Origin of the sequence: Alkalicoccus luteus, assembly GCF_012034335.1 — a bacterium.
Taxonomy (GTDB): Bacteria; Bacillota; Bacilli; order Bacillales; family Salisediminibacteriaceae; genus Alkalicoccus; species Alkalicoccus luteus_A.
Genome location: NZ_JAATHJ010000027.1, coordinates 1 through 23,270, shown reverse-complemented (window position 1 = coordinate 23,270; position 23,270 = coordinate 1). Strand labels below are relative to the sequence as shown.

Annotated in this window: 24 protein-coding genes and 1 riboswitch; of the genes, 18 read left to right on the top strand and 6 right to left on the bottom strand. The window is 50.8% G+C overall.

The annotated features are described in order from the left end of the window. The first annotated feature begins 16 nt into the window (after positions 1 to 16). On the top strand, positions 17 to 1,183 hold the full coding sequence (iadA, locus tag HCN83_RS14045) for a beta-aspartyl-peptidase (protein WP_168008397.1): 1,167 nt from the start codon (positions 17 to 19) through the stop codon (positions 1,181 to 1,183). Between the two features lie 88 nt (positions 1,184 to 1,271). Here the strand turns inward: iadA and HCN83_RS14040 are convergent, their stop codons facing one another. Beyond that, a complete protein-coding gene (locus HCN83_RS14040; RefSeq protein WP_168008395.1) occupies positions 1,272 to 1,478 on the bottom strand; it encodes a DUF4305 domain-containing protein in 207 nt (68 codons plus the stop codon). Then, positions 1,475 to 2,209, bottom strand: a complete 735-nt coding sequence (locus tag HCN83_RS14035) for a CPBP family intramembrane glutamic endopeptidase (RefSeq protein WP_168008393.1) — start codon at positions 2,207 to 2,209, stop codon at positions 1,475 to 1,477. The genes HCN83_RS14040 and HCN83_RS14035 overlap by 4 nt, the downstream gene beginning before the upstream one ends. 285 nt (positions 2,210 to 2,494) lie before the next feature. Here HCN83_RS14035 and groES point away from each other — a divergent pair, with 285 nt between their 5' ends. From groES to HCN83_RS14000, 7 genes are all read left to right on the top strand, one after another. Beyond that, positions 2,495 to 2,779 carry a co-chaperone GroES gene (gene groES, locus HCN83_RS14030; protein WP_168008391.1) on the top strand — a complete coding sequence of 95 codons (285 nt, stop codon included), beginning with the start codon at positions 2,495 to 2,497 and terminating at the stop codon, positions 2,777 to 2,779. Positions 2,780 to 2,824: 45 nt separating this feature from the next. Then, positions 2,825 to 4,462, top strand: coding sequence for a chaperonin GroEL (gene groL / locus HCN83_RS14025; RefSeq protein WP_168008389.1), 1,638 nt, complete (start codon positions 2,825 to 2,827; stop codon positions 4,460 to 4,462). 600 nt (positions 4,463 to 5,062) lie between these two features. Next, positions 5,063 to 5,356 carry a nucleotidyltransferase family protein gene (locus HCN83_RS14020; protein ID WP_168008387.1) on the top strand — a complete coding sequence of 98 codons (294 nt, stop codon included), beginning with the start codon at positions 5,063 to 5,065 and terminating at the stop codon, positions 5,354 to 5,356. Continuing rightward, a complete protein-coding gene (locus tag HCN83_RS14015) occupies positions 5,332 to 5,727 on the top strand; it encodes an HI0074 family nucleotidyltransferase substrate-binding subunit (protein WP_168008385.1) in 396 nt (131 codons plus the stop codon). The genes HCN83_RS14020 and HCN83_RS14015 overlap by 25 nt, the downstream gene beginning before the upstream one ends. 1,106 nt (positions 5,728 to 6,833) lie before the next feature. Continuing rightward, the gene (gene betB / locus HCN83_RS14010) at positions 6,834 to 8,312 is read left to right on the top strand and encodes a betaine-aldehyde dehydrogenase (protein ID WP_168008383.1); all 1,479 of its coding nucleotides are present in this window, start codon (positions 6,834 to 6,836) and stop codon (positions 8,310 to 8,312) included. 48 nt (positions 8,313 to 8,360) lie between these two features. Next, positions 8,361 to 10,043, top strand: coding sequence for a choline dehydrogenase (betA, locus tag HCN83_RS14005; protein ID WP_168008381.1), 1,683 nt, complete (start codon positions 8,361 to 8,363; stop codon positions 10,041 to 10,043). 145 nt (positions 10,044 to 10,188) lie between these two features. Beyond that, on the top strand, positions 10,189 to 12,201 hold the full coding sequence (locus tag HCN83_RS14000) for a methyl-accepting chemotaxis protein (protein WP_168008379.1): 2,013 nt from the start codon (positions 10,189 to 10,191) through the stop codon (positions 12,199 to 12,201). A gap of 42 nt (positions 12,202 to 12,243) precedes the next feature. On the opposite strand, the gene HCN83_RS13995 is transcribed toward HCN83_RS14000, so the two are convergent. Next, positions 12,244 to 13,554: a hypothetical protein gene (locus HCN83_RS13995; RefSeq protein ID WP_168008377.1), complete on the bottom strand. Its 1,311-nt coding sequence runs from the start codon at positions 13,552 to 13,554 to the stop codon at positions 12,244 to 12,246. Between the two features lie 522 nt (positions 13,555 to 14,076). Here HCN83_RS13995 and HCN83_RS13990 point away from each other — a divergent pair. The 4 genes from HCN83_RS13990 to HCN83_RS13975 are packed head-to-tail and all read left to right on the top strand — an operon-like array spanning position 14,077 to position 17,066. Further along, positions 14,077 to 14,646 carry a YdcF family protein gene (locus tag HCN83_RS13990; protein ID WP_168008376.1) on the top strand — a complete coding sequence of 190 codons (570 nt, stop codon included), beginning with the start codon at positions 14,077 to 14,079 and terminating at the stop codon, positions 14,644 to 14,646. After that, positions 14,616 to 15,083, top strand: coding sequence for a GNAT family N-acetyltransferase (locus tag HCN83_RS13985; RefSeq protein ID WP_168008374.1), 468 nt, complete (start codon positions 14,616 to 14,618; stop codon positions 15,081 to 15,083). The genes HCN83_RS13990 and HCN83_RS13985 overlap by 31 nt, the downstream gene beginning before the upstream one ends. A 4-nt stretch (positions 15,084 to 15,087) precedes the next feature. Further along, the gene (locus tag HCN83_RS13980) at positions 15,088 to 16,188 is read left to right on the top strand and encodes a dipeptide epimerase (protein WP_168008372.1); all 1,101 of its coding nucleotides are present in this window, start codon (positions 15,088 to 15,090) and stop codon (positions 16,186 to 16,188) included. Continuing rightward, complete coding sequence (locus HCN83_RS13975; protein ID WP_168008370.1) at positions 16,185 to 17,066, top strand: C40 family peptidase; 882 nt, start codon at positions 16,185 to 16,187, stop codon at positions 17,064 to 17,066. The genes HCN83_RS13980 and HCN83_RS13975 overlap by 4 nt, the downstream gene beginning before the upstream one ends. Before the next feature lie 42 nt (positions 17,067 to 17,108). On the opposite strand, the gene HCN83_RS13970 is transcribed toward HCN83_RS13975, so the two are convergent. Both HCN83_RS13970 and HCN83_RS13965 read right to left on the bottom strand, forming a co-directional pair. Then, positions 17,109 to 17,639, bottom strand: a complete 531-nt coding sequence (locus tag HCN83_RS13970; protein WP_168008368.1) for a DUF2812 domain-containing protein — start codon at positions 17,637 to 17,639, stop codon at positions 17,109 to 17,111. Beyond that, positions 17,636 to 17,974: a PadR family transcriptional regulator gene (locus HCN83_RS13965; RefSeq protein WP_168008366.1), complete on the bottom strand. Its 339-nt coding sequence runs from the start codon at positions 17,972 to 17,974 to the stop codon at positions 17,636 to 17,638. The genes HCN83_RS13970 and HCN83_RS13965 overlap by 4 nt, the downstream gene beginning before the upstream one ends. 153 nt (positions 17,975 to 18,127) lie before the next feature. On the opposite strand from HCN83_RS13965, the gene HCN83_RS13960 reads away from it, so the two are divergent. The 6 genes from HCN83_RS13960 (at position 18,128) to tenA (ending at position 22,731) form a co-directional block, all read left to right on the top strand. After that, positions 18,128 to 19,027 carry an ABC transporter ATP-binding protein gene (locus HCN83_RS13960; RefSeq protein ID WP_168008364.1) on the top strand — a complete coding sequence of 300 codons (900 nt, stop codon included), beginning with the start codon at positions 18,128 to 18,130 and terminating at the stop codon, positions 19,025 to 19,027. Beyond that, complete coding sequence (locus tag HCN83_RS13955; RefSeq protein WP_168008362.1) at positions 19,024 to 19,875, top strand: ABC transporter permease; 852 nt, start codon at positions 19,024 to 19,026, stop codon at positions 19,873 to 19,875. The genes HCN83_RS13960 and HCN83_RS13955 overlap by 4 nt, the downstream gene beginning before the upstream one ends. Positions 19,876 to 19,897: 22 nt before the next feature. After that, complete coding sequence (locus HCN83_RS13950) at positions 19,898 to 20,275, top strand: GntR family transcriptional regulator (protein ID WP_168008360.1); 378 nt, start codon at positions 19,898 to 19,900, stop codon at positions 20,273 to 20,275. After that, positions 20,272 to 20,967, top strand: a complete 696-nt coding sequence (locus tag HCN83_RS13945) for an ABC transporter ATP-binding protein (protein ID WP_168008358.1) — start codon at positions 20,272 to 20,274, stop codon at positions 20,965 to 20,967. The genes HCN83_RS13950 and HCN83_RS13945 overlap by 4 nt, the downstream gene beginning before the upstream one ends. Continuing rightward, positions 20,967 to 21,752, top strand: coding sequence for a hypothetical protein (locus HCN83_RS13940; RefSeq protein ID WP_168008356.1), 786 nt, complete (start codon positions 20,967 to 20,969; stop codon positions 21,750 to 21,752). Before HCN83_RS13945 ends, HCN83_RS13940 begins: the two co-directional genes overlap by 1 nt. Positions 21,753 to 21,800: 48 nt before the next feature. Then, positions 21,801 to 21,900: riboswitch (TPP riboswitch) on the top strand. Between the two features lie 135 nt (positions 21,901 to 22,035). Next, positions 22,036 to 22,731, top strand: a complete 696-nt coding sequence (tenA, locus tag HCN83_RS13935; RefSeq protein WP_168008354.1) for a thiaminase II — start codon at positions 22,036 to 22,038, stop codon at positions 22,729 to 22,731. Positions 22,732 to 22,781: 50 nt separating this feature from the next. On the opposite strand, the gene HCN83_RS13930 is transcribed toward tenA, so the two are convergent. Continuing rightward, on the bottom strand, positions 22,782 to 22,967 hold the full coding sequence (locus HCN83_RS13930; RefSeq protein WP_168008352.1) for a hypothetical protein: 186 nt from the start codon (positions 22,965 to 22,967) through the stop codon (positions 22,782 to 22,784). Positions 22,968 to 23,270 lie beyond the last annotated feature (303 nt).

Here is a 23,270-nt window from a genome sequence, read left to right as displayed (position 1 = left end):
GATACGGAGGGATTGCATGTTCACGCTAATTAAGGGGGCTTCGGTGTATGCGCCGGAGCCGCTCGGGGAGAAAGACGTGCTCGTTGCTGCAGGAAAAATTGCCGCAATCGCCGATTCACTGGAAGCACCGTCGGCAGGGGAAACGGCCGTTATCGAAGCAAAAGGACAAGCGCTTATTCCAGGGCTGATCGACAGCCACGTTCATATCATCGGCGGCGGCGGAGAAGGCGGCTATCATACGCGCACGCCGGAGCTGAAGCTGTCTGACGCGGTGAAAGCCGGGATCACAATGATTGTCGGCGTCATCGGAACCGACGGAGCAACAAGAACGATGGCGGAGCTGATCGCAAAAGCACGTGCCTTGGAAACCGAGGGCATCAGCTGCTACTGCCACGTCGGAAACTATCATGTTCCGGTGAGGACCATCACCGGCAAAATTGAAGATGACATGATGCTGATCGACCGGATTATCGGCGTCGGTGAAGTCGCAATCAGCGACCACCGCTCGTCGCAGCCGACGACGGACGAGCTCGCAAAAGTAGCTTCCCAGGCCCGGATTGGAGGCATGCTGTCTGGGAAAGCAGGTATCGTTAACGTCCATATCGGCGGCGGAGAAAGCAGGCTGGATCCACTGCTTGCGGTCGTTGATTCAACGGATCTGCCAATCACGAGCTTTTGCCCGACGCACGTTAACCGGACCGAAAAGCTGTTTCAGGCAGGGCTTGCATTTGCTGAACGAGGCGGCGTAATCGACTTTACGACTAGTACGATTCCGCAGTTTCTGGATGACGGGGAAGTGAACGCTCCGAAAGCGCTGCGCCGAGCGCTGGAGGCAGGCACCGATGATCGGAAAATCACGATGACGTCAGACGGTCAGGGAAGCCTCCCGGAATTCAACGAAGCAGGAGAGCTGACCGGGCTTACGGTTGCAGATGTCGGCAGCCTGCAGCGCGCGCTTACAGAAGCGATAGTTACCGAAGGAGTAGCGCCGGAGCAGGCCATCCGCACGGTCACAGAAAATCCGGCCAGTGTGCTCAAGCTGCGGGATAAGGGCCGGATTGAAGTTGGACGAGATGCAGATATGCTGCTGATGAATGAAGACTGGGAGCCCGAAACAGTGCTTGCCCGCGGACGCATCATGATGCAGGAGAGAAAAGTGCTTGTGAAAGGTACATTTGAATAAGGAGGAAATGTGACGGACCAGCAGAAGGGCAGTCACAGATGAATCCATATATGAGAAAAGAGCCAGCCGGCAATGCGGCTGGCTCTTTCTATTTCGATCCGTTCTCGCGCCGTTCTCTGGCAGAAGCGCCTAGAAATTTAAAGGCGAGAACATAATCAAATGCGGCAAACGCGATCAGAATAATGGTCAGTGCATCCATGCCTCCGGTCCGGTTCGTGCTTTGAATCGCCATGAGCACGAATACAGTACCGAGAAAGACGAACAGATACCCGTTGAAGCGAAGCGATCCGATCATAGCAGCCAGCCTCTAACAATCAATTGAATAGACTGCTCCATTTCCTCCATCTGCTCCATCAAATCCTGAAGCTGTTCGCCAAAAATGACCTGAACGAGCATCACGAAGGAGTTGATCCCAACGTGCGCAATGATCGGTACGATGATCCGCTTCGTCTTCACATAAAGCCATGCAAACACAACGCCCATTGCCAGGTAGACGAGCAGGTGCTCAAAGTCGAGATGAATCACCGCGAACAAAAAGCCGCTTCCGAGCGCTGCGATCCAAAAGCCGAAGCGTTTGTACAACGCACCAAAGATCACCATACGGAAAACGATTTCTTCTATAACCGGTCCTAATACGGCAACGACGAAGATGACGAACGGCGCGGCGTTGGCCATGCCGACAATCATGTCCGTGTTCTCGGATCCCGGCTCAATGCCGAACGCAAACGTCTCAATTAAAGCTGCAGCATACTGGGCGAAAAAAGCGAGGAAAATACCGCCGATTGACCAGAGAATCGTCTGCGGAATGTCTGCTTTACCATCCTGAAGCTTCGGATTCGGCTTCGCACGGAGCGCGAGCCAGACAATAATGAAGAAACCAATCGTAAACCCGACCGAAATCGACTGGCCGGACAGCTGTTCCATCGACCCACCAAACCCAAGCGCGATTAACAAAGGCGCGATAACGACCGGGGAAAGCTGCATGAGAATAAAGGCTACAATAATGAGCCAATAGTGTTTATTCAAACGAACGTCTCCCCTTTTATAGTAAAGTCACAAGTCTAAAATCCATTGTAGCATACGAACGATGGCACCGCCTTTCTTACGTTTTAACGTTTCTGTGAACGGGCATAGTAGGAAGGTGTGTGCGGTTACAAAGCCTAAAAAAATCAGCCGAAAGGGTTGCAAATTTTTCTGAGGTTGATTATTATAGGAATTGTGTTAGCACTCAAATTATCCGAGTGCTAATAACACTACTTAACGTGAAAAAGCATGCCTGGCATGCCCAAATATTAAAGGAGGGTGTTTTCCTTGTTAAAGCCATTAGGAGATCGTATCGTAATTGAACTCGTACAGCAGGAGGAAAAGACGGCAAGCGGAATCGTACTGCCGGACTCTGCAAAAGAAAAGCCGCAGGAAGGGAAGGTCGTAGCAATTGGTACCGGCCGTCTCACAGAAAGCGGAGAGCGCGTAGCGCTTGAGATCAAAGAAGACCAGAAAATTCTGTTCTCCAAGTACTCCGGAACAGAAGTGAAGTATGAAGGTCGCGAGCTTCTGATTCTTCGCGAAAGCGATGTACTGGCGATCATCGAATAAGGAATTCCCGTTTACACTAAATCTACGTATGGAGGTTGATTCAGCATGGCAAAAGAAATTAAGCACAGTGAAGATGCACGCCGCGCAATGATGCGCGGGGTAGACCGTCTTGCAGATACAGTAAAAGTAACGCTTGGACCTAAAGGACGCAACGTTGTTCTGGAGAAGAAGTTCGGCAACCCGCTTATCACGAACGACGGTGTGACAATTGCGAAGGAAATCGAACTGGAAGACAACTTCGAGAACATGGGTGCCCAGCTCGTATCCGAAGTAGCTTCTAAGACGAATGACATCGCTGGTGACGGTACAACAACAGCGACTGTTCTTGCACAGGCTATGATCAAAGAAGGACTGAAAAACGTCACTTCCGGTGCGAACCCGATGGTTATCCGCCGCGGAATTGAAAAAGCGACTCAGGCTGCGCTTGACGAGCTGAGGAAAATCTCTAAGCCGATTGAAGGCCGCGAGTCTATCTCCCAGGTAGCAGCAATTTCTTCTGCAGACGACACTGTCGGTGAACTGATTGCAGAAGCAATGGAACGCGTTGGAAACGACGGCGTTATCACAGTTGAAGAATCCAAAGGCTTTTCGACAGAGCTTGAAGTCGTAGAAGGAATGCAGTTCGACCGCGGCTACGCTTCTCCTTACATGGTAACGGACTCTGACAAGATGGAAGCCGTTCTGGAAGATCCGTACATCCTTATTACGGATAAGAAGATCGGCAACATTCAGGAAGTGCTTCCTGTGCTCGAGCAGGTTGTACAGCAGAGCAAGCCGATCCTCATCATTGCAGAAGACGTAGAAGGCGAAGCGCTCGCAACACTCGTTGTGAACAAGCTGCGCGGCACGTTCAACGCAGTAGCAGTAAAAGCACCTGGCTTCGGTGACCGCCGTAAGTCTATGCTCGATGACATCGCGACGCTCACAGGCGGCGAAGTGATCACAGAAGACCTCGGTCTCGACCTGAAGTCTGCGCAGATCACACAGCTTGGCCGCGCATCTAAAGTTGTTGTCACAAAAGACAACACGACGATCGTGGAAGGTGCCGGCGACTCTGCGAAGATTGCAGACCGCGTCAACCAGATCAAGTCCCAGATCGAAGAAACAACATCTGACTTCGATCGCGAAAAGCTGCAGGAGCGTCTGGCTAAGCTTGCAGGCGGTGTAGCAGTCGTCAAAGTCGGTGCAGCTACAGAAACAGAAATGAAAGAGAAGAAGCTCCGCATCGAGGACGCCCTCAACTCTACGCGTGCAGCAGTAGAAGAAGGCATCGTTGCAGGTGGTGGTACAGCGCTCGTAAACGTGCTGACAGCACTGAAGACGCTCAACCTCGAAGGTGACGAAGCAACTGGTGCCAACATCGTGTACCGTGCGCTGGAAGAGCCAGTACGCCAGATCGCTGAAAACGCCGGCCTGGAAGGCTCTATCATCGTAGAGCGCCTCAAAGGTGAAAGCGTCGGCATCGGCTACAACGCCGCAACTGGCGAGTACGTCGACATGGTCGAGCAAGGTATCGTAGACCCAACAAAAGTAACACGCTCTGCCCTTCAGAACGCAGCATCCGTATCCGCGATGTTCCTCACAACAGAAGCAGTCGTAGCAGAACTGCCTGAAGAGGACAACGCCGGCGGTGGCGGCATGCCTGACATGGGCGGCATGGGTGGAATGGGCGGCATGATGTAAGCCCAGCCCCCCTTATATAAAGAGGCAGAAAGGAATTCGTTCCTTTCTGCCTTTTTTTATAGAAAAAGCAGTTGTAAACTCGGTTATCTGGTTAAGAGTAATGGCGGGTTAGCTCGAGTGGAAATTGAAAGCTAGATCACAGAGGAGTTTTGTAACATACATTAAAAGCGAATGTATCTTCGAAAGTGAGTCTTTAATCAACAAATTCAGCTAATACCGGTAAAGTGTTAAGGTAGTTATGGAGAACGTTTATGTCAAAGTAAAAAAAGTATTGGCACGGCCCGCCCGCTGTTCAGGGTTTCACATCAATCCACTATTAAGAAGATAGTGATCTTCACAGCAGAGATGCATTCATTTTTATCTTAATGGTTGATTATACTAGAAAGCATACTGATCTATGTACAGAAGTAAGTTCCACTTCAATCTTAGTATTCTTACTTTTAAAAGCTGTCGTGCCGTCTGTTGAAAGAGGGTTTGTTACAACATGGTGTTAATTGGTAAATCAGTTCCCAATTCATTATAGTAAAAGGCTAATATGCTATACTGTGTGAAAAAAGAGGGTGGAATTGTATGGGAACGGAAGCTGCCAATAAGAAGGAGATGATGACATTACTCCGCTCTATTATAGAGAATCAACTGAGCGAAGAAAATGTGCGCGTTTATCTGTTCGGCTCCTGGGCTCGTAAGCAGGAAAAGCATAGTTCGGACATTGACATCGCCGTGGAATCAGTTGGTCCCATTTCACCTGCCGTATGGAACAGCTTACTTGACGAAATCGAAGAATCAGCTATTCCGTATAAAGTAGACGTTGTAGACTTGCATACTGCTAATGCAGTGTTCAGAGAACGCGTGAAGAAGGAGGGAATTATTTGGAAAGATTACATCAGCGACTAGCATCAGCTGAAAAAGCACTGAACTCTTTCGAACAGCTGGCGCTACTGGATACACTTAGTGAAATTGAAAGAGATGCTGCTATTCAACGTTTTGAATTTACGTTTGAAGCAACTTGGAAAGCTGCGAAGCAATATTTATATGATGTAGAAGGAATAGACGTCGGGTCGCCTAAAGGTGTGATTCGCAGCAGCAGAGAGGTTCATCTGTTCAATGATGAAGAAACTGTTCAAGCACTGGAAATGGTAAACGACCGTAATCTGACGGTTCATACGTACAACGAAGAGGTGGCATTCAAAATTAAGCAAAACCTCCCTCGCTATTATCAGCTTCTCAGAACTTGGACCGACCGTATGAAGCGCCATGTTAAATGAAATGTAACCAGTTCAATCAAGCAGAACGACTGCTGATAGAGAAAGGAGTATATCACCAAATGAAGCCTATCTCGATGGAATCGTATATCAAGAAACATAGCCAATCGAATCCGCACAGTAATCCAGAATCTATCAGAAAAGCTCTTAAAGAAGCGGTTAAGAGTAAAAAGAATGGTGAAACATGCAGCACATGTGGCAGCACTATATGGGCGCTTGGCAGTGCATTCGCAGGAAAAGAATGTTTTACCTGCATCACCGGAGACACGGATTCATCAGATGATTACGAAATCAGAGAAGTGTGCTGGTAGCAGCTGTTCAGATAAGAGCGTGTCTCGTCTATTCATAGCGCTAATAGGAATTTGCAGAGAGATTGTTCAATGAAGCAATCTTGCTGTGCCCGTAGCGTCTGGCAGCTTGAAGGTGTAAGGACATGGCGCACTTGATAATGGGAATCTTTAGCGAACGAAAAAGGCGTCCGGGGTGGCCCGTGAGTTGAAGGAAACCGGACGCAAACAAACGAGGTAATGAACTGAAGCAAGATTCAATACCAAACTGAAGCGTAAAGGATAAATCTGACAAACTGATGAAGGCCAATAAATGAAACCTCCTATGCCATCTTATTTACCGTGTAGCGTCAATACAGTTGTTGTCACTGAAAGCTATAAAGTAAACTGTAAACAGCATCGACTTTACAAATAAATAAGCATGTTCGATAAATGGATCCCTTCTATTTTCAGCTTGGCGAGAACTTACCTTAATGCAGCTCCTTGATGTTTAAAGAAGGTAAGGCTAGCTCGTTCTTTTCCAACCTGACTTTTCGAAGCGAAGATCGCCTTCTCAGGAGGATCAGAACGAGGCGAAAGCCGAGCCCGTTCCCTCCGGAAAGCGAGTGCCCGCAGATACAGGCAGATGCAACGTGATTCACTTAAACCGACTTTGCCGACACTCTCAGACGTTATCCCACAGGATAAGGTCTTTTTTTATTCCTCTCCTATTAAAAAACGTCCAGATTTCTTTTGACAAGGGGGGATTCACGTGTTATCGTTAAAAACGTTAAATAAATTCTTAACAAACTTAATTCACTTCAAGAACTGGAGTTGATCATAATGGATGTCAATCTAACACTGAAAAATTACATTAATGGGGAATGGGTGGACGCGAAGTCCGGCGAGACGCGCGATATCATCAATCCGTACAATCAGGAAGTGATTGCAACGGTCCCGGAAGCAGATGAAACAGACACGAAAGAGGCGATCGCCGCAGCACGTGAAGCGTTTGATAACGGGGAATGGCCGGAGACACCGGCGACGGAGCGCGGAGCGATCGTGCGACGTATCGCGGAGCTGATCGAGCGGGACAAAGAGGAGCTTGCTTACCTCGAATCCCTTGATACCGGCAAAACAATGGACGAGAGCCGCGGCGACATGGACGATATCGCCGGCGTGTTCCGCTACTACGCAGAGCTTGCGGATAAGAACGGCGGAGAGCTGATTGATTCTCCGGTGCCGAACTCTGTCAGCAAGGTCGTTCACGAGCCGGTCGGTGTCTGCGGTCAGATTACACCGTGGAACTATCCTCTGCTGCAGGCGTCCTGGAAGCTGGCGCCGGCACTTGCAACAGGCAACACGCTTATCATGAAGCCTAGTGAGATTACACCGCTCACAACGATCAAGACGTTTGCGCTCATGGAAGAAGCCGGCGTACCAAAAGGTGTCGCAAACCTCGTCTTAGGTGCAGGCGCTACTGTCGGAAACGAGCTTTCCACAAGCAACGATGTTGATTTGATTTCCTTTACCGGCGGAATTGAAACGGGTAAAAAAATCATGCAGGCAGCAAGCGGCAACGTGAAGAAGCTGGCGCTTGAGCTTGGCGGGAAAAACCCGAACGTGATTTTCGCGGATGCTGACTTTGACTTGGCAGTGGACCAGGCGTTAAACGGCGTCTTTTTCCATGCCGGTCAGATCTGCTCAGCAGGAACTCGTCTGATCGTAGAGGAAAGCATTCACGATGCATTCGTGGAGGCTCTCGTTGAACGCGTGAAGAAATTCCGCATCGGCAGCGGTTTTGATGAGGATACGCAGATGGGGCCGCTCATTTCAGCGGAGCATCTGGCGAAAGTAGAAAAGTACGTTGAAACCGGCAGGAAAGAAGGCGCTACGATCGCTGTCGGCGGCGGACGCCCGGAAGATCCGGAGCTTCAGAACGGCTTCTTCTACCTGCCGACCATTTTTACCGGCTGCACGACCGATATGAACATCGTGCAGGAGGAAGCGTTCGGTCCGATCATCACGGTCGAAACATTTACGTCTGAGCAGGAAGCAGTAAAGCTAGCGAATGACTCCATTTACGGACTTGCCGGCGGCGTATTCACACAGGATACGGTGAAGGCAGAGCGTTGTGCGGCTAAGATGCGCATGGGCACCGTCTGGATCAACGAATTTAACCTGTACTTCCCGCACGCGCCGTGGGGCGGCTACAAGCAGTCCGGCATCGGCCGCGAGCTAGGAAGACTCGGAATTGAAGAATATACGGAAACAAAGCATATTTTCCAAAACCTGAAGCCGGAGCCGCTTCACTGGTTTTAATTACAGCCGCTTAGGCACACAGATTGGAACATCAAGGAGGAATCGATCATGAGTGAACGTTACGATTATGTCATTGTAGGGGGCGGAAGTGCCGGGTCTGTACTCGGCAACCGTCTCAGTGAAGATGGAAAGAAAAGTGTTCTCGTACTGGAAGCGGGACGCAGCGACTATAACTGGGATCTGCTGATTCAAATGCCGGCGGCTCTGCCGTTCCCGGCAGGAAAGAGCCTGTATGACTGGAAGTACGAATCAGAGCCGGAGCCGCATATGAACGGACGCCGCATCAAGCATGCGCGCGGAAAAGTACTAGGCGGATCAAGTTCGATTAACGGCATGATTTACCAGCGCGGCAACCCGAAGGACTATGAGCGCTGGGGCGCAGATGAAGGCATGGATACGTGGAACTTCGCTCACGTGCTGCCTTACTTTAAGCGTCTGGAGAATGCACTCGCTTCTCCAAAAGATGATGAGATGCGCGGCCATGACGGTCCGATCAAGCTGGAGCGTGGACCGGCAACGAACCCGCTCTTCCAGGCCTTCTTTAATGCAGGTGTCGAAGCAGGGTACAACAAAACGGCTGACGTGAACGGTTTCCGTCAGGAAGGTTTCGGACCGTTTGATAAGCACGTATACAAGGGACAGCGTATGTCTGCGTCCCGTGCCTATCTGCATCCGGTCATGGACCGTGAGAACCTGACGGTCATGACGCGCGCATTCGTTCAAAGCATCGACTTTGAAGGCAAGCGTGCGAAAGGGCTCACGTATAAGCGCAACGGTAAAATCCATCAAGTCGAAGCGGGCGAGGTTGTCCTTGCCGGCGGTGCGATCAACACGCCGCAGCTGCTTCAGCTCTCCGGTGTCGGTAACGCTGAGCACCTCCGCTCATTAGGAATCAAGCCGGTGATCGATCTGCCGGGCGTCGGTGAAAACCTGCAGGATCACCTCGAAGTGTACGTGCAGCACACGTGCCCGGAGCCGGTATCTGAGCAGCCGAACCTGAACAAGCTGAAAATGCCGTTCATCGGCCTTCAGTGGATGCTCGGCCGTAAAGGTCCGGCAGCGACGAACCACTTTGAAGGCGGCGGATTTGTCCGCTCCAACGATATCGTCGATTATCCGAACTTGATGTTCCACTTCCTGCCGGTAGCGGTCCGCTACGACGGGGAGAAGGCAAAGACAAAGCACGGTTTCCAGGTGCACATTGGACCGATGTATTCCGATGCGCGCGGATCTCTTAAGATTCGTTCCAAGGATCCGAAAGAGCATCCAAGCATGGTATACAACTACCTGTCGACTGACCAGGACCGCCGTGAGTGGGTAGAAGCGATTCGCATCACCCGCCACATTATGTCCCAGCCGGCCATGAAAAAGTACAACGGCGGCGAAATTTCGCCAGGACCTTCTGTGCAGACAGAAGAAGAAATTCTCGACTGGGTTCGGGAAGATGCTGAAACAGCGCTGCACCCGTCCTGCACAGCAAAAATGGGGCCGGAGTCTGACCCGATGGCTGTTGTCGATCCACAGTCTATGCGCGTGCACGGTCTGGAAAACGTCCGCGTAGCAGATGCGTCTGCAATGCCATACGTAACAAACGGCAACATTCACGCACCTGTTTTGATGCTGGCTGAAAAAGCAGCAGATCTGATCCAGGGCAAAAAGCCGCTTGATCCAGTTGAAATGGACTACTACCAGCACGGGATTCACCCGGAAGATGCTGGAACAGTAGAATAATTGTTTCGTAAAGAGAAGGCCTCGGTGCCTTCTCTTTTTTATGGGTAAATAGTTAAAATATACTATGAAAATAGATGTGAATAGGTGAAGTTTCTGTTCTCCCTTCCGATATAAAGAGAGACTATTGGAAGAGAGGAAGAAGTATATGAAGCTATCGATTCGCACAAAGCTGCTCAGCTTTATACCCATCATGGTGGTTGTCGTCCTGTTGATCACAGGGCTTAGCTACAGCTTTGCTAAAGGAGAAATAGAGAATCAAATTGAAGAGAGACTCGCGCGGCAGGCAGGGGAAACGGCACAGGGAATGAACCGTGAACTTGCCGAGCATCAGCGCATCGGTGAAACGCTGGCAGAAACGGTCGGAACAGAGGGATCGGCGTTCAGTCAGGCAGATTACGCAGCTCTGCAGGAACGGCTCGTGCAGCTGAACGACGCCACATTCGGCATCGGCGTCTGGTTTGAGCCATTCGCCTATGACGCAGATACGGAGTATTTCGGTCCTTACAGCTACGAAGACGGCGACAATGTCGTGTTTACGGATGAATATGAGTCGGCAGAATACGACTACCCGTCCCACGACTGGTACGAGGCAGGGGTGGAAGCAGGGGAAGCAGCCTGGACCGAGCCCTATTACGATGAAGCGCTCGACACGGTTCTCGTTACGACGAGCACACCGTTTTACAGCGGGACCGGTCAGCTGGAAGGTGTTATCTCGAGCGACATGGATGCGGCTAACATTCAGCAGATGGCAGAAACGTTGGAAGTCGGCGAGAGCGGCTGGGCGTTTCTCGTAGATGGAACCGGCACGTTCCTTGCCCATCCGAATGCCGAGACGCTGGAGAACGATCCCGCGCTTGCAGCCTTAAGCGACCAGTTCGGCGAAAGCGGCACACGATCCGTCACGTTTGCGGATGGGGATGCAGTCGTCTCTCACGTGCCGCTCGATGCTACGGGCTGGACGCTTGGACTCGTGCTGCCGGAAGCAGAAGTATATGCCGGGCTGAATGCGCTGCTGCGAAACATCGCGATCACAGCTGGTATCCTGCTTCTGCTCACAGGAGCGGCGATGGCTGTGCTGGCAGGACGCATCACGAAGCCGATCCGGGCTTTAAATGAGGAAGTAAAACATGTCGCAGAGGGCGATTTGTCCCGCCAGCTGACGGTTGAATCGCGTGATGAAACCGGCGAGCTGACAAAAAGCTTTAACGTCATGGTTGCAAACTTACGCTCGCTCGTCGATTCAGTTAAGCAGTCGGTAAATACCTCAGCAGACGCGGTGGAACAGCTCAGTGCTGTTTCAGAAGAAACGATGGCGTCAAGTGAAGAGATTTCCCGGGCGATTCAGGATGTCGCAGATGGAGCTACGAACGCGGCGGCCTCTGCCGAGCAGTCCTCACAAAAAACAACGGACTTATCTGGTCAGCTGACAGCACTTGCATCGATCACTGCTTCGTTAAACCGGCAGGCGAGAGAGGTGCAGGAGACCAATAAAACAGGCAGTGAACAGACGAACGAACTGCAGCACAAGGCAAAGCAGACGGATGCGATGATCAGCCGCGTAGAAGATACGGTGCGGGAGCTGAGCAGCCGTATGGGGGAAATCTCCTCGATCGTCAATACGATCACCTCGATCTCCGAACAGACAAACCTGCTTGCTTTAAACGCATCGATTGAAGCAGCGAGAGCCGGTGAACACGGGCGCGGCTTCGCCGTCGTTGCAGAGGAGGTACGAAAGCTCGCTGAAGAGACGTCCAGTGCTACAGGCCATATTCGGCGCTCCATGGAAGAGATTCAGGAGCAGACAGAAACAGCAGCGGGGGAAATGGGCAGCGTCCGTAAACTTTCCGGAGAGCAGTTTACGATTACAGAGACGACCGTCGCCTCCTTTGCGACCATTGCCGAACGCAATGAGCAGATGAGCATGCTCGTCGCGCAAATGAACGATGGCATCACAGGAATTGAACGGAATAAAGAAGAGGTCGTCGGCGCGATCTCCCACATTGCGTCGGTGGTGGAAGAGAGTGCAGCTGCTTCTGAAGAAGTGAGCGCTTCGGCCGACGAGCAGCTCCAGGCGCTGAAAACCGTCGCGTTTTCAGCTGAGGATCTGCAGCAGGCGAGCGAACAGCTGAAGCAGCAGATCGAACAGTTTAAAGCATAAAAAACAGGCGCCCGTGATGAGTTTGGTCACAGGCGCCTGTTTTTAGTCTTCTTCTTTTTTCTCTTTTTCTTTTTCCTGCTCCTGGAGGTATTCCTTCCGCTTGCGCTGCCGGTACCCGTACGTTCCTTTCAGCACCGTCTCTTCGTCTTCGAGACCGGCACCGATCGCACCGATCACCGTTGCGAGACTTGTTACGAGCCACGACAGATAGACGTAGTACCCGAAGCCGGCTTCGCGGCCGATACCATCTTCCGACTCCAGCAGATCGGGCGGAATGAATAGAAAGACGGCAATCAGGAAACAGGCAAGCAGAATAAAGTAATAAACTGCAACACCTAATCCGATCGTAAACAGGGTCGAATAGTTGTGAAGCTTAATGAGCGATCGTTGATCCGGAGAGTCGCTCTTTTTCTCCCAGAGTCCGTGTGCCAGAATGATCCAGGAGGTCATCGCACAGTACGATATCACCATCAGCGTGATGGCTCGCGTTAATGTATAGTGGTCAGCCAGCATCCACACGGTCGGAAAGATGAGGGCATAGGCCCCGGTTGCAAACGCGATGGCGACAACGCTTTTAAACGTACTGATCACCTGCCACGGATGGTTGGCGCGTACCATGCCGGTCGTAACTCTGAAATAACCGTTTCCTTTAGGACGCGCGCAGTAGCGCACGGCTGTATCCTCATTATCATCGGTGACGACACGACTGATCGGCAAAAGCTTTTTCTGAGGACCGCGCTTAATCAGCTCCCTGGAATTGAGGCTGTGAAGCTCCCTTCGCTTCGCTTTAGGAAGATCGTCGATCCGCTTCTGCTCGTTGTCCCGGACGTCGTCCGATGTGCCGTGATGCATTTCACTGATCAGCTGAAGAGTCGAGGAGCGCACGCGTTTGTAAAGCGGGGCAATCCCAAGGGCTGGAAATGAAATTTGAGCGATCGCTTCAGAATCGTCAACCTCTGCAACGAGAAATTCGTTGTCTTTAAAAAGTGGAATGTCCGTAATAGCGACCGTATAATCCCACTCTTTCTGCTTCGCGATCCGCTGGGCGTGCTGCATCGTTTTGTCAGCGTCTTCTTCAATGCCGACGTAGGAATCGACGACGACTTCCACCTTCCACGTGTACGCATCGTCCACGTAATCCTGAAGTAAGTTGGATAAATCGTTGGAAAGCTTATTGGATAAGTCAGAAGCAGCTTCCGGAGCCGGTACAATGCCGACGATCAACTCCTTTTTAGAGTCATCGTCAGACTCGCTGTCCGGCATCGATTCCTCTTCTTCCTCTTCCCGTTCTTCGGATGTTTTCTCCTCTTCCTGGCTATCCTGGTATTTTTCTTTTTCTTCTTCCTGCTGCAACGAAAAAACCTCCTTCATCATGTGACGTTGTATATGCATGTTCTAACTACCGTATATACCCTTCTTCCTGCGGATTTAATCATAGGTCAAAAGGATATCACAGGGCTTTTCGCGCAAAAGGAGTTGAACGACTTTCCATACAGGAACGAGCCGTATGGGGAAGAGGCGCCACAGGATAAACAACCAAATTTGGCAAGGAAAAGGGATTTACTGTAAAATGAACAAGCGTAGCGCAGTTGTTCTCATAGAGTGCTGCATGGCTGTCCAATGTTTCATTGGTGGCTGGCGGATGAAAGCGCTGATGAGCAGAATCGCTCTGTGTGTTCCGTATGTATTTGTCTAGTTTGTTTGAAAGGAAAACAGGTCGGACAGGAATCTGAATAAACGAGCTTCCTGACCATGAGTGCGTTTGCCGGAATTTTCTCATCCTCCCGTAATACGAAAACACAAGAACCTTCTCTTATTCGGGCAGGAAAAACGGTGATCATGCAGAAGTGTTAACGAGTGAAAGGAAGGAAGCAGATGAATCCATACGATTGCATCACGGATTTTATATACGTTGATCATCCACCGGAAGAGGCTGACATGATTGTGATACCCGGTTCGGATCACCTGCCGCTCGCGCGGAAGGCAGCCGAGCTGTTTCGAAACGGATTTGCAGCGCGGATTCTGGTTACTGGCGGACAGCCGGCTAACATGCAGGAGAGCGAATGGACGTTTTTATCAAGAGAGTTACGGCAGCTTGGTGTACCTGATGACGCCCTTATCAAAGAAGATAAAGCGCTGAATACGTTTGAAAATGCAGTATTTGCAAAAAAGGCAGCCGACGAGAAGGGCATACCTTATAGAAGGCTGTTAATTCCGGCGAAGGCGAGCCACGCGAGGCGGGTGCTGCTCACGTTTCAGGCGCGCTTCCCGGCTGATACGGAATGTTTCATCGTTTCCGTTCCGGACAGGAACGGTGTGACGGCATCAAACTGGATGCATTCAGAAGCAGGAATCGAGCGGACGATGCTTGAAGTCGAAAAAATCGGCCGTTATTTTAAACAGGAGGTGAGCAGATGGACAGCAGGAACAAAACCACAAAAGTGAGCGTGATTCAATCAGAGCAAGACCTTGAACGGGCGTTTTCCATTCGTCGACGCGTATTTATTGACGAACAGCATGTGCCGCCAGAGGATGAATTTGATGAGCACGATACGCTGACCTCAGACTGTGTGCATGTGCTGGCAGAGGCAGACGGAGAGGCTGCGGGAACGGGCAGAATGAGGCGCTCCGATACATACGGCAAACTGGAGCGGATCTGCATGCTTCCGGACTGCCGCGGCCGCGGAATCGGTCAGGCGGTCATCAAGGCACTGGAACAGGAAGCAGTCTCGCAAGGTCTTCAGGCAGTCAAACTTCACGGTCAGACACACGCGGAAGGATTTTATCAAAAACTCGGCTATGAAACGGTATCGGACGTGTTTATGGAAGACGGTATTCCGCATATTGTTATGACGAAACAGCTGAAGGAACGGGAGGAGTAATAGCTTGTATATCACATCCATCACAACGTCAAGACTCACCAATCCACTAAAAAAACCTTTTAAAACGGCACTTCGCACGCTCCATGAAGCAGAAGCAGTTCTCATCCGCCTTGAAACTGATACGGGCCTGACCGGCGTTGGAGAAGCGCCTCCGACCGCAGCTATTACAGGTGAGACACTGGAAAGCATTGAAACAGCAGTAAATACTGTGATTCGTCCAGCCCTTCAAGGCCTCTCCATAAAAGACAAAGAGCATCTGTTTCAACGGCTCCATCGCTGCCTGATTGGCAATACAAGCGCGAAGGCCGCTGTCGACATGGCGATTCACGATGTACTTGCAAGGCTGAGCGGACTCCCTCTTTATCAATATCTGGGAGGATGGACTAACGAGCTGGAAACCGATTATACGGTCAGCGTAAACGAGCCGGCTGAAATGGCAGAGGATGCCGGCTTATTTCGCCGGTCAGGCTTTCGTATATTGAAAATAAAAGTCGGAACCGACACAATCAAGAAAGACTTGGAACGCGTGCAGGCGGTGGCAGACGCTGCAGGAGAAGGAGTCCTGCTGAGGCTGGACGCCAATCAAGGCTGGAAGCCGAAGGAAGCGATTGAAGCGATTCAGGAAATGAGCCGCAGAGGACTGCCCGTCGAGCTGATTGAGCAGCCGGTGCACCGTGAAGATCTGCACGGACTGAAGCAGGTGACGGATGCCGTGTCGATCCCGGTCATGGCAGATGAGAGCGTGTTCTCCGTAGAAGACGCTCGCCGCGTGCTCGAGGGACGATGTGCCGATATGATCAACATTAAGCTGATGAAAGCTGGCGGCATCTACATGGCCCAAAAAATCTGTACGCTGGCAGACGCATACCGTGTTCCGTGCATGGTCGGCAGTATGATTGAATCACGACTGGGCATCTCGGCAGCTGCTCATTTCGCCGGCTCGAGCCGGGTGATCACCCATTATGATTTTGATGCGCCGCTATTAATGAAAGAAGATAAGTGGACAGGCGGCCTTCACTATGAAGGCGCGGCCATGTACCTTCAGGAAGACCCGGGGCTTGGAATCAATCCGGTTCCGGCAGAGAAAGGAGTGCCAAACGTATGACATATCGAGTGATTGTTCCGGTGGCGACGGTCTGGACGAGTCCGGACAAACCGCGCATCGAGGATGAAGAGGCACTTCAGGAGCCGATGGACGTACGCAGCTGGCTGAATGGATTGTCAACGAAAGAGGCAAGAGAGCAGTTGACAAAAGACAACATCATTCAGACACAAGTGCTCTATAACGACACGGTGGAAGTGGAAGAAATAAAAGGGGAGTGGGCGAAGGTGTACGTTCCGCATCAGTCCTCTCGCAAAGCGGAGCAGGGCTATCCCGGCTGGATGCCGCTCAGGCAGCTTCAGCAGGCAGAAAACGACGGCGCTCGGGATACCGCTGTGTCAACTGCGACTGCGTGGCTGTATAAAGACGGGGAAGCCTTCATGGAAGTCAGCTGGCAGACTCGTTTCCATCAGACTGGTACCTCTGGTTCAGCTATTCTCGTGGACACACCGCACGGAAAGCTGGAGCTTCCTGCAAAATCAGCAGGCCCTGCTGAGTCGGAAGGGAACGGCGAGGAAATCGTACGCAGCGGACTTCCGTTTCTCGAACTTCCTTACCTGTGGGGCGGCATGAGCGGCTTCGGCTTCGACTGTTCCGGTCTCGTTTACACAGTGCTGCGTGCCTGGGGCATTGAGGTTTCCCGTGACGCATCCGATCAGGAAAAAGAAGGAGAACCAGTGGCATTCCAGGACAAACAGCCGGGCGACCTGCTCTTTTTCGCGAAGGATGGGGGTACAGGAAACGTGTATCACGTCGGTTTTTATTACGGCGGCAACCAAATGCTGCATGCACCAAGCGCCGGCAACGGCATTGAGCTCGTCGATCTTGAACGGGCCCGGCACATGAAAGACTACTGCTCAATAAAACGTGTCATCACATGATAGAAAGAGACCGCTTCAACCGGAGCGGTCTCTTTCTATTGATCAAAGCTCTCTATTGAGCTTTTTTGTTTTCCGTAAGTAAGCAAGAAACGGCATAAACGAGAAAACGAAAGCTGTGACGCTCATGATGAGCAAGACAGTCAGGATCGGTGTGAGCCAGACCGGGTGGGTCATGTTCGTCAGAACCAGCAGAAGGATCAGCGGCAGCAGCGTCCAGAGCGACCAGCGGCCAAACTGCTTCTGCAGCGACAAATAATTCTCGTGGATGGTGGAAACGTCCGTGTACATCGGCACGGCTTCCGGAGCTGCTTCAAAGACGTGCATATCTCCCGTGGAAACGACGTGCATCCAGCCTGATTCAGAAAATAAACTCCAATAAGACGAATCCGGCTGCTGTTCATGATGAATGCTGTACTGCACAGCTTCCGGTTCTGCCTGACGCAGTTTGTAAAAAAAGCCGAACATGGCGAATCCTTCAAATTTCCAGCCTGCCGCAGCTAAATCCGACAGTTTTCGTAAATCCTTTTCTTCAGAAAATGCTAACCCTCGATTCATCACATACTTATGCTTCATTCTGCACGCTCCTCTCGTTTCGTCAGAACATCCTCCGCCAGCTGAACCATGCGGCGCCGCCTTTCTATTTCCTCTTCGAGCATCGTCTGCCCTTTTGCCGTAATACGGTAAGCTTTTCGCTTTCCGCTGCCGCCAGCTGTTTCGATCACTTCGGCATCTGTGAGTTTTTTTAACGTCGTATATAAGGAAGCCGGTCCAATCTTCATTTCTCCACCGGTCCAGTCTTCCACCTGCTGCATAATGAGATACCCGTGCTGCTCTGTCTGCAGGGAAAGCAGAATATAAAAAGCCGCATCTGTCAGCGTTCCGCTCTCAAGCGAGTCTTTTCTTGCCAACTAAATCCCTCCTTTATATCATTTAATGATATATCATAATGTGATTGTATCATTAAATGATATAAATGCAACTTATTTTTTGGTGCTTTACATGTCATAAAGAATTAGTGTACTATGTAGTTAATACACTAGAACAAAAAAGGAGGAGCAGCAATGGACATTGTGCTGGAGGCAGTTGGACTGACAAAACGAATCAAACGAAGTACGCTCGTCGAAAATGTAGACGTATCGATCAGAAAAGGAGAGGTATTTGGTCTGCTTGGACCAAATGGTGCAGGGAAAACAACGACGATTCGGATGCTTTGTGGCTTAATTCGTCCGACAAAAGGAACCGTTCATATTAATGGGGCAGACTTAAAGCAGCAAAAACGGGAGGCGTTATCAGGTGTCGGAGCTGTCGTGGAAAATCCGGAGCTGTATGATCATTTAAGCGGCTGGGACAATCTGAAACACTATGCAAGAATGCAAAGCGGCATTGCCATACCCGATATAGTAGAAGCAGCGGAGAAGGCGGGAATTGCAGACAGGCTTAAAGAAAAAACGGGGACGTATTCACTGGGCATGCGGCAGCGGCTCGGTCTTGCCCAGGCATTGCTCCATAAGCCGCGTTTGCTTATTTTGGATGAACCGACGAACGGACTCGATCCGGCAGGCATTCGTGAAATGCGAAGTTATTTTCGTGAACTTGCTGAAAAAGAGGGCATCAGCATTCTTGTGTCCAGCCACCTGCTTTCAGAAATGCAGCTGCTATGTGACCGGGCAGCTGTGATGCAAAACGGACGTATCATTCATACCGCTACGATTAAGGAACTGCTGCATGCAGACAAGCAAATTGTGTTGAAAACAGAGGATATGGAGTTGGCGGCCAACGCATTAAGCGAGCAGACGATTGTAACGAAAGATGGGCTGCTGATTGAAGCGGGTTCGGCAGATGTACCCGATTTGAATCGGACTCTTGTAGAAGCGGGAGTCCGGGTTCAGGCACTGTATCCCGAAGAAAATGGCACGTTGGAAGAAACGTTTTTATCGATGACGGGAGGGAAAGAAGGATGAAGCTGCTGCAAAATGAATGTATGAAGCTGTTTAAGAAAAAAGGAACGTGGGTGATGGGAACGCTGCTCGTTCTGTTTGTGATTGCAACATCTGCACTGTTTACCGTGATTCTGGAGCCACCTCCGCAGTCAGTAGACATGCAGGAGGCAGAAGCCGCTTATGCGGAAGCGGAGGGGCTCGCCTACGCCGGTGAGGAGCATATTCTCGTGCCGGTTATTGAGAACGCAGCGTTGATGAGCATCGTCACGATGTTTACCGTCATCGCAGCAGCCACCATCACTGCTGGCGAACATGCGAAGGGAACGATTAAGCTATTGCTGATCCGTCCCGCTTCCCGGTGGCAGATTCTGCTGTCAAAGCTCGGAGCGGTTGTCCTCTTCGGACTCGTCATGACAGGTTTGCTGTTTGCTTCCTCGTTCGTATCAGGTATGCTGTTCTATGGATGGAATCTTCCGGAAGGATATGTCGTGCAGACCGCAATGGACGGAATGACGGCACACGGAGTGTACAGCTATATCGCTGCGATGTACAGCCTTTGGTTTGTGGATTTGCTGCTGTTTGCTGCAATCGCCTTTATGATCGGCACCGTGTTTAAAAGCAGTGCTCTCGGAATTGGAGTACCGCTCGTGCTGCTGTTTACCGGCAGCACTGCCGCAACGCTGATTGCGGATTACAGCATTGCAAACGTATTTTTGTTTTCACACACGGATCTGGCATCACGCTTTATGGGCTTTCCCGGGGTAGTGGACGTGTCACTTGCTGTTTCCGGTCTCGTGATGGCGCTGTACGCAGCTGCTTTTCTCGCTGTTTCCTTCTGGCGGTTCACCGTACAGGACGTGCTCGATTAGAACGGAGTAAAGAGGTGAAGGAATGGCTATGGAATTCAATGACTACCAGCCGATTTATCAGCAGCTGATGGATCACATCAGCCAGCGGATCTGCCGCGGCGATCTTACACCAGGCGAGAAGCTGCCGTCGGTCCGCCTGCTGGCAGCGGAGGCCGGGGTCAACCCAAATACGGTTTCAAGAACCTACATGGAGCTGGAGCGTGAAAACATCGTGGAATCAAAGCGAGGACAAGGAACATTTGTGACCACCGAACAGCCGGTGATCGAAGAACTGCGCCGCAGTCAGGCTGCGGTTCAGGCAGATCGGTTTAAATACAGCATGGAGCAGCTCGGTATTGACAAAGATACTGCAATCGGACTGCTTCAGCATGCGTGGGATGAAAAGGGAGGTTCGTCATGACAGAGGTGAATTTGCACAAGCTGACGAAAAAATACGGAAGAAAAGAAGCGCTCAGCCAATTGGAAATTCAGTTGCCGAAAGCCGGCATCACCGGTATCATCGGACCGAACGGGAGCGGCAAATCAACGCTTTTAAAGCTGATTTGCGGATTGATCCGTCCCAGCAGCGGATCAGTCGAGCTGAATGGTGAACAAGCAGGTCGAAAAAGCGGCGCAGTCGCCGCTTACCTCTCGGAGGAGGATTCGCTTTACGATTACATGACGATTAAAGGCACCGTCTCATTTGCAGCAGGAGTGTATCCCGACTTTGACCAAGAGCTTGCCATGACGCTGCTGAAGGAAATGAAGCTGCATGAATCTGAAAAAGTAAAGGAGCTGTCGCGCGGGAATAAAGCACGGCTGAAACTTGCAGTGACGATGGCTAGGAAAACGCCTGTGCTCTGTCTGGATGAACCACTCTCCGGGATGGACCCGCTAGTGCGGGAAGACATTCTCCGGCTGATTGTGACGCATCTGGACGTCGACCGTCAGCTGTGCCTGATCACGAGCCATGAAGTGAAAGAGCTGGAGCCGTTTCTCGATCATGTTCTGATCGTGCACGAAGGCCGTGTCGTCGTTGACCGGAACGTTGAAGACCTGAAAGAAGAGAATCGGAAATCACTGATAGACGTGCTGCGGGAGGTGACGGTCTGATGTGGACAGCGCTATGGAAAAAAGAGTGGCAGGAAAGCATTCCGCGATTCGCCGTTATCATGGGCATTCTTCTGCTGGCGTATGCCGCGATGATTTACTTCGCGTTTAACGGTTCCGGCTACAGTATTTTACTTGGATTTTTAAGTATTGGCCTTCATACGGTGTTCCTGTTTCTCGTCTGGGCACTTTCATTCCATGGAGAATGGAAAGGAAAAACGCAGTGGACGTGGCTGAATATCCCGGCATCAGGCTGGAAGCTTGTCACCTCGAAGCTCGCGGTAGGCTTCACACAGTTTCTGATTTCGGTGGTGCTGCTGACGGTCGTCGGCTTTTGGACACTCAGCCTCTTTGGCGAACATGCACAGCAAGTGGAAGAGAACGGGATAGCTGTTATTTTTGATGCGTTGTGGGCACTGTACCCGCTGCTGATCGGCCTGCTGATGTCGGTTGGGGTGACGCTTGGATTAGGAGCGGTGTTCACCATTTTGATGATGCGCATCATCAAGCCGTTTGGCTGGGCAGTCGGTATCGCCGTCTGGGGTGTGTTTGTGTATGCAATTATGCGATTTACGCAGACGCCGGTCTATGAAGCGATGTTTCGGCACGGGCAGCTGTTTGATGCGGAGGCGCAGCTTCAAGAGGCTGTTGTGGGAAATGCGACTTTTCAGCTGGAAGTGGATGAAGGCATCTATTTATTCGCTGGAGAAATTGCGTTCGAACTGCTTGCAATCGCAGCTGTTATCGTCCTGTTTTCGTGGCTGGTGGACCGCTTTGTTCAGGCCTAACCAGGAAACAGTTGTAAGCAGCTGGGAATTTTGATACAGTGAAAACAGAATATCCACTAGGGGAGCCCAAAAGGCTGAGACGGCTTACGCCGGACCCTTTGAACCTGATCTGGTTGATACCAGCGGAGGAAAGTGGGAATGTGTCTGAAATGGTCGCGTGAAGACCGTTTACGCTTTCAGGTGCTTCTCTTTCTCCGGACTGAGAAGCACTTTTTTCGTGTCCGGAGAGTGGGTGTTCGTCCAAATCATCCGGTACGCCGGAATAATCAGGAGGGCCTATACAATGCGATTTTCAGAAAAGCTGAGACAGGAAGCAGACCCTATTTTCAACGCGATTTTTGAGCACCCGTTTGTAAAAGGAATCGGAGAGGGGAATGTCCCAAAACAGGCGCTGATCCACTACGTCATGCAGGATTATGAATACTTGACCACCTTCTGCCGGATCTATGGTCTCGCCGTTTCCAAATGCACAACCAGAGAGGATATGACGTTTTTTCAGGAGCAGATCGGCTTCGTTCTGAATGAGGAAATTCATCCGCACAATAACTTCTGTGAAGTCGCAGGCGTCCGTTATGAAGATTTACAGAAAGCGCCGCTTGCACCGACGGCTCATCACTATACGCGCCATATGATGGAGGCCTCCATAAACGGCAGCCTCGGGGAGACGCTTGCTGCGCTCGCTCCTTGCCCGTGGACCTACTGGGAAATCGGCCGCAAGCTGAAGTCAGAGGTTAATCCGGATAAGCAGCACCCATTCTATGACTGGATCAGCTTTTACGGAAACGATGAAGTCGGCACGATTACAGAGACATTCATGGCCAAAATCGATGCCTGTGCAGAGCAGGCAGGAGAACGTGAAAAAGAGCTGATGCTCTCCCATTTTCTAAAGAGCAGCCAGCTTGAGCATCAATTCTGGACGATGGCGTATGAGCAGGAAGAATGGCCGGTCCGACTGCAAAGCAGCATCTCGTCATTGTAAACGACAGAACAGGGCACTGAAAAAACGATTCTTATTCAGTGCCTTGCTCATTATTGCTTTTCATTTGGCAGGCTTCGGCTCAGCAGCAGACCAAGAGCGCTTACGCCGGCAAAAAGGCCGACGAGAATAAGAAAATCATCTCGGTAGTTGAAGCGGTCAGCTGTCACGGCGTAGACGAGAAGAGCTCCGAGACTGCCAATTAAGTTAATCCAGAGCAGCGGTTTAACAAGGTTCATGATAAGCCTCCGTTTCTAATTCCAGTATAGCCCAGAAAAAAGATGAAAAAAGGTCTTGCGAGTATTGTCAGAATTATTTACACTGTTAGAATACTTACGCGAGTGCAAAAACAGCGCCTTATTGGCCGCTGTTTTTCTTTTTCGCATCATTTTTGGAGAAGGAGTTTTTATCCATGACTCGAGTTCGACAGTAAATAGGCACATTTCCGCTTTTCTGGGCCTCATGGTCCACTCCTGACAAGGCATGAAGCGAAAATGCGCTCCTTTTTTACAATTTTTACATAGGCACACGTTTATATTATT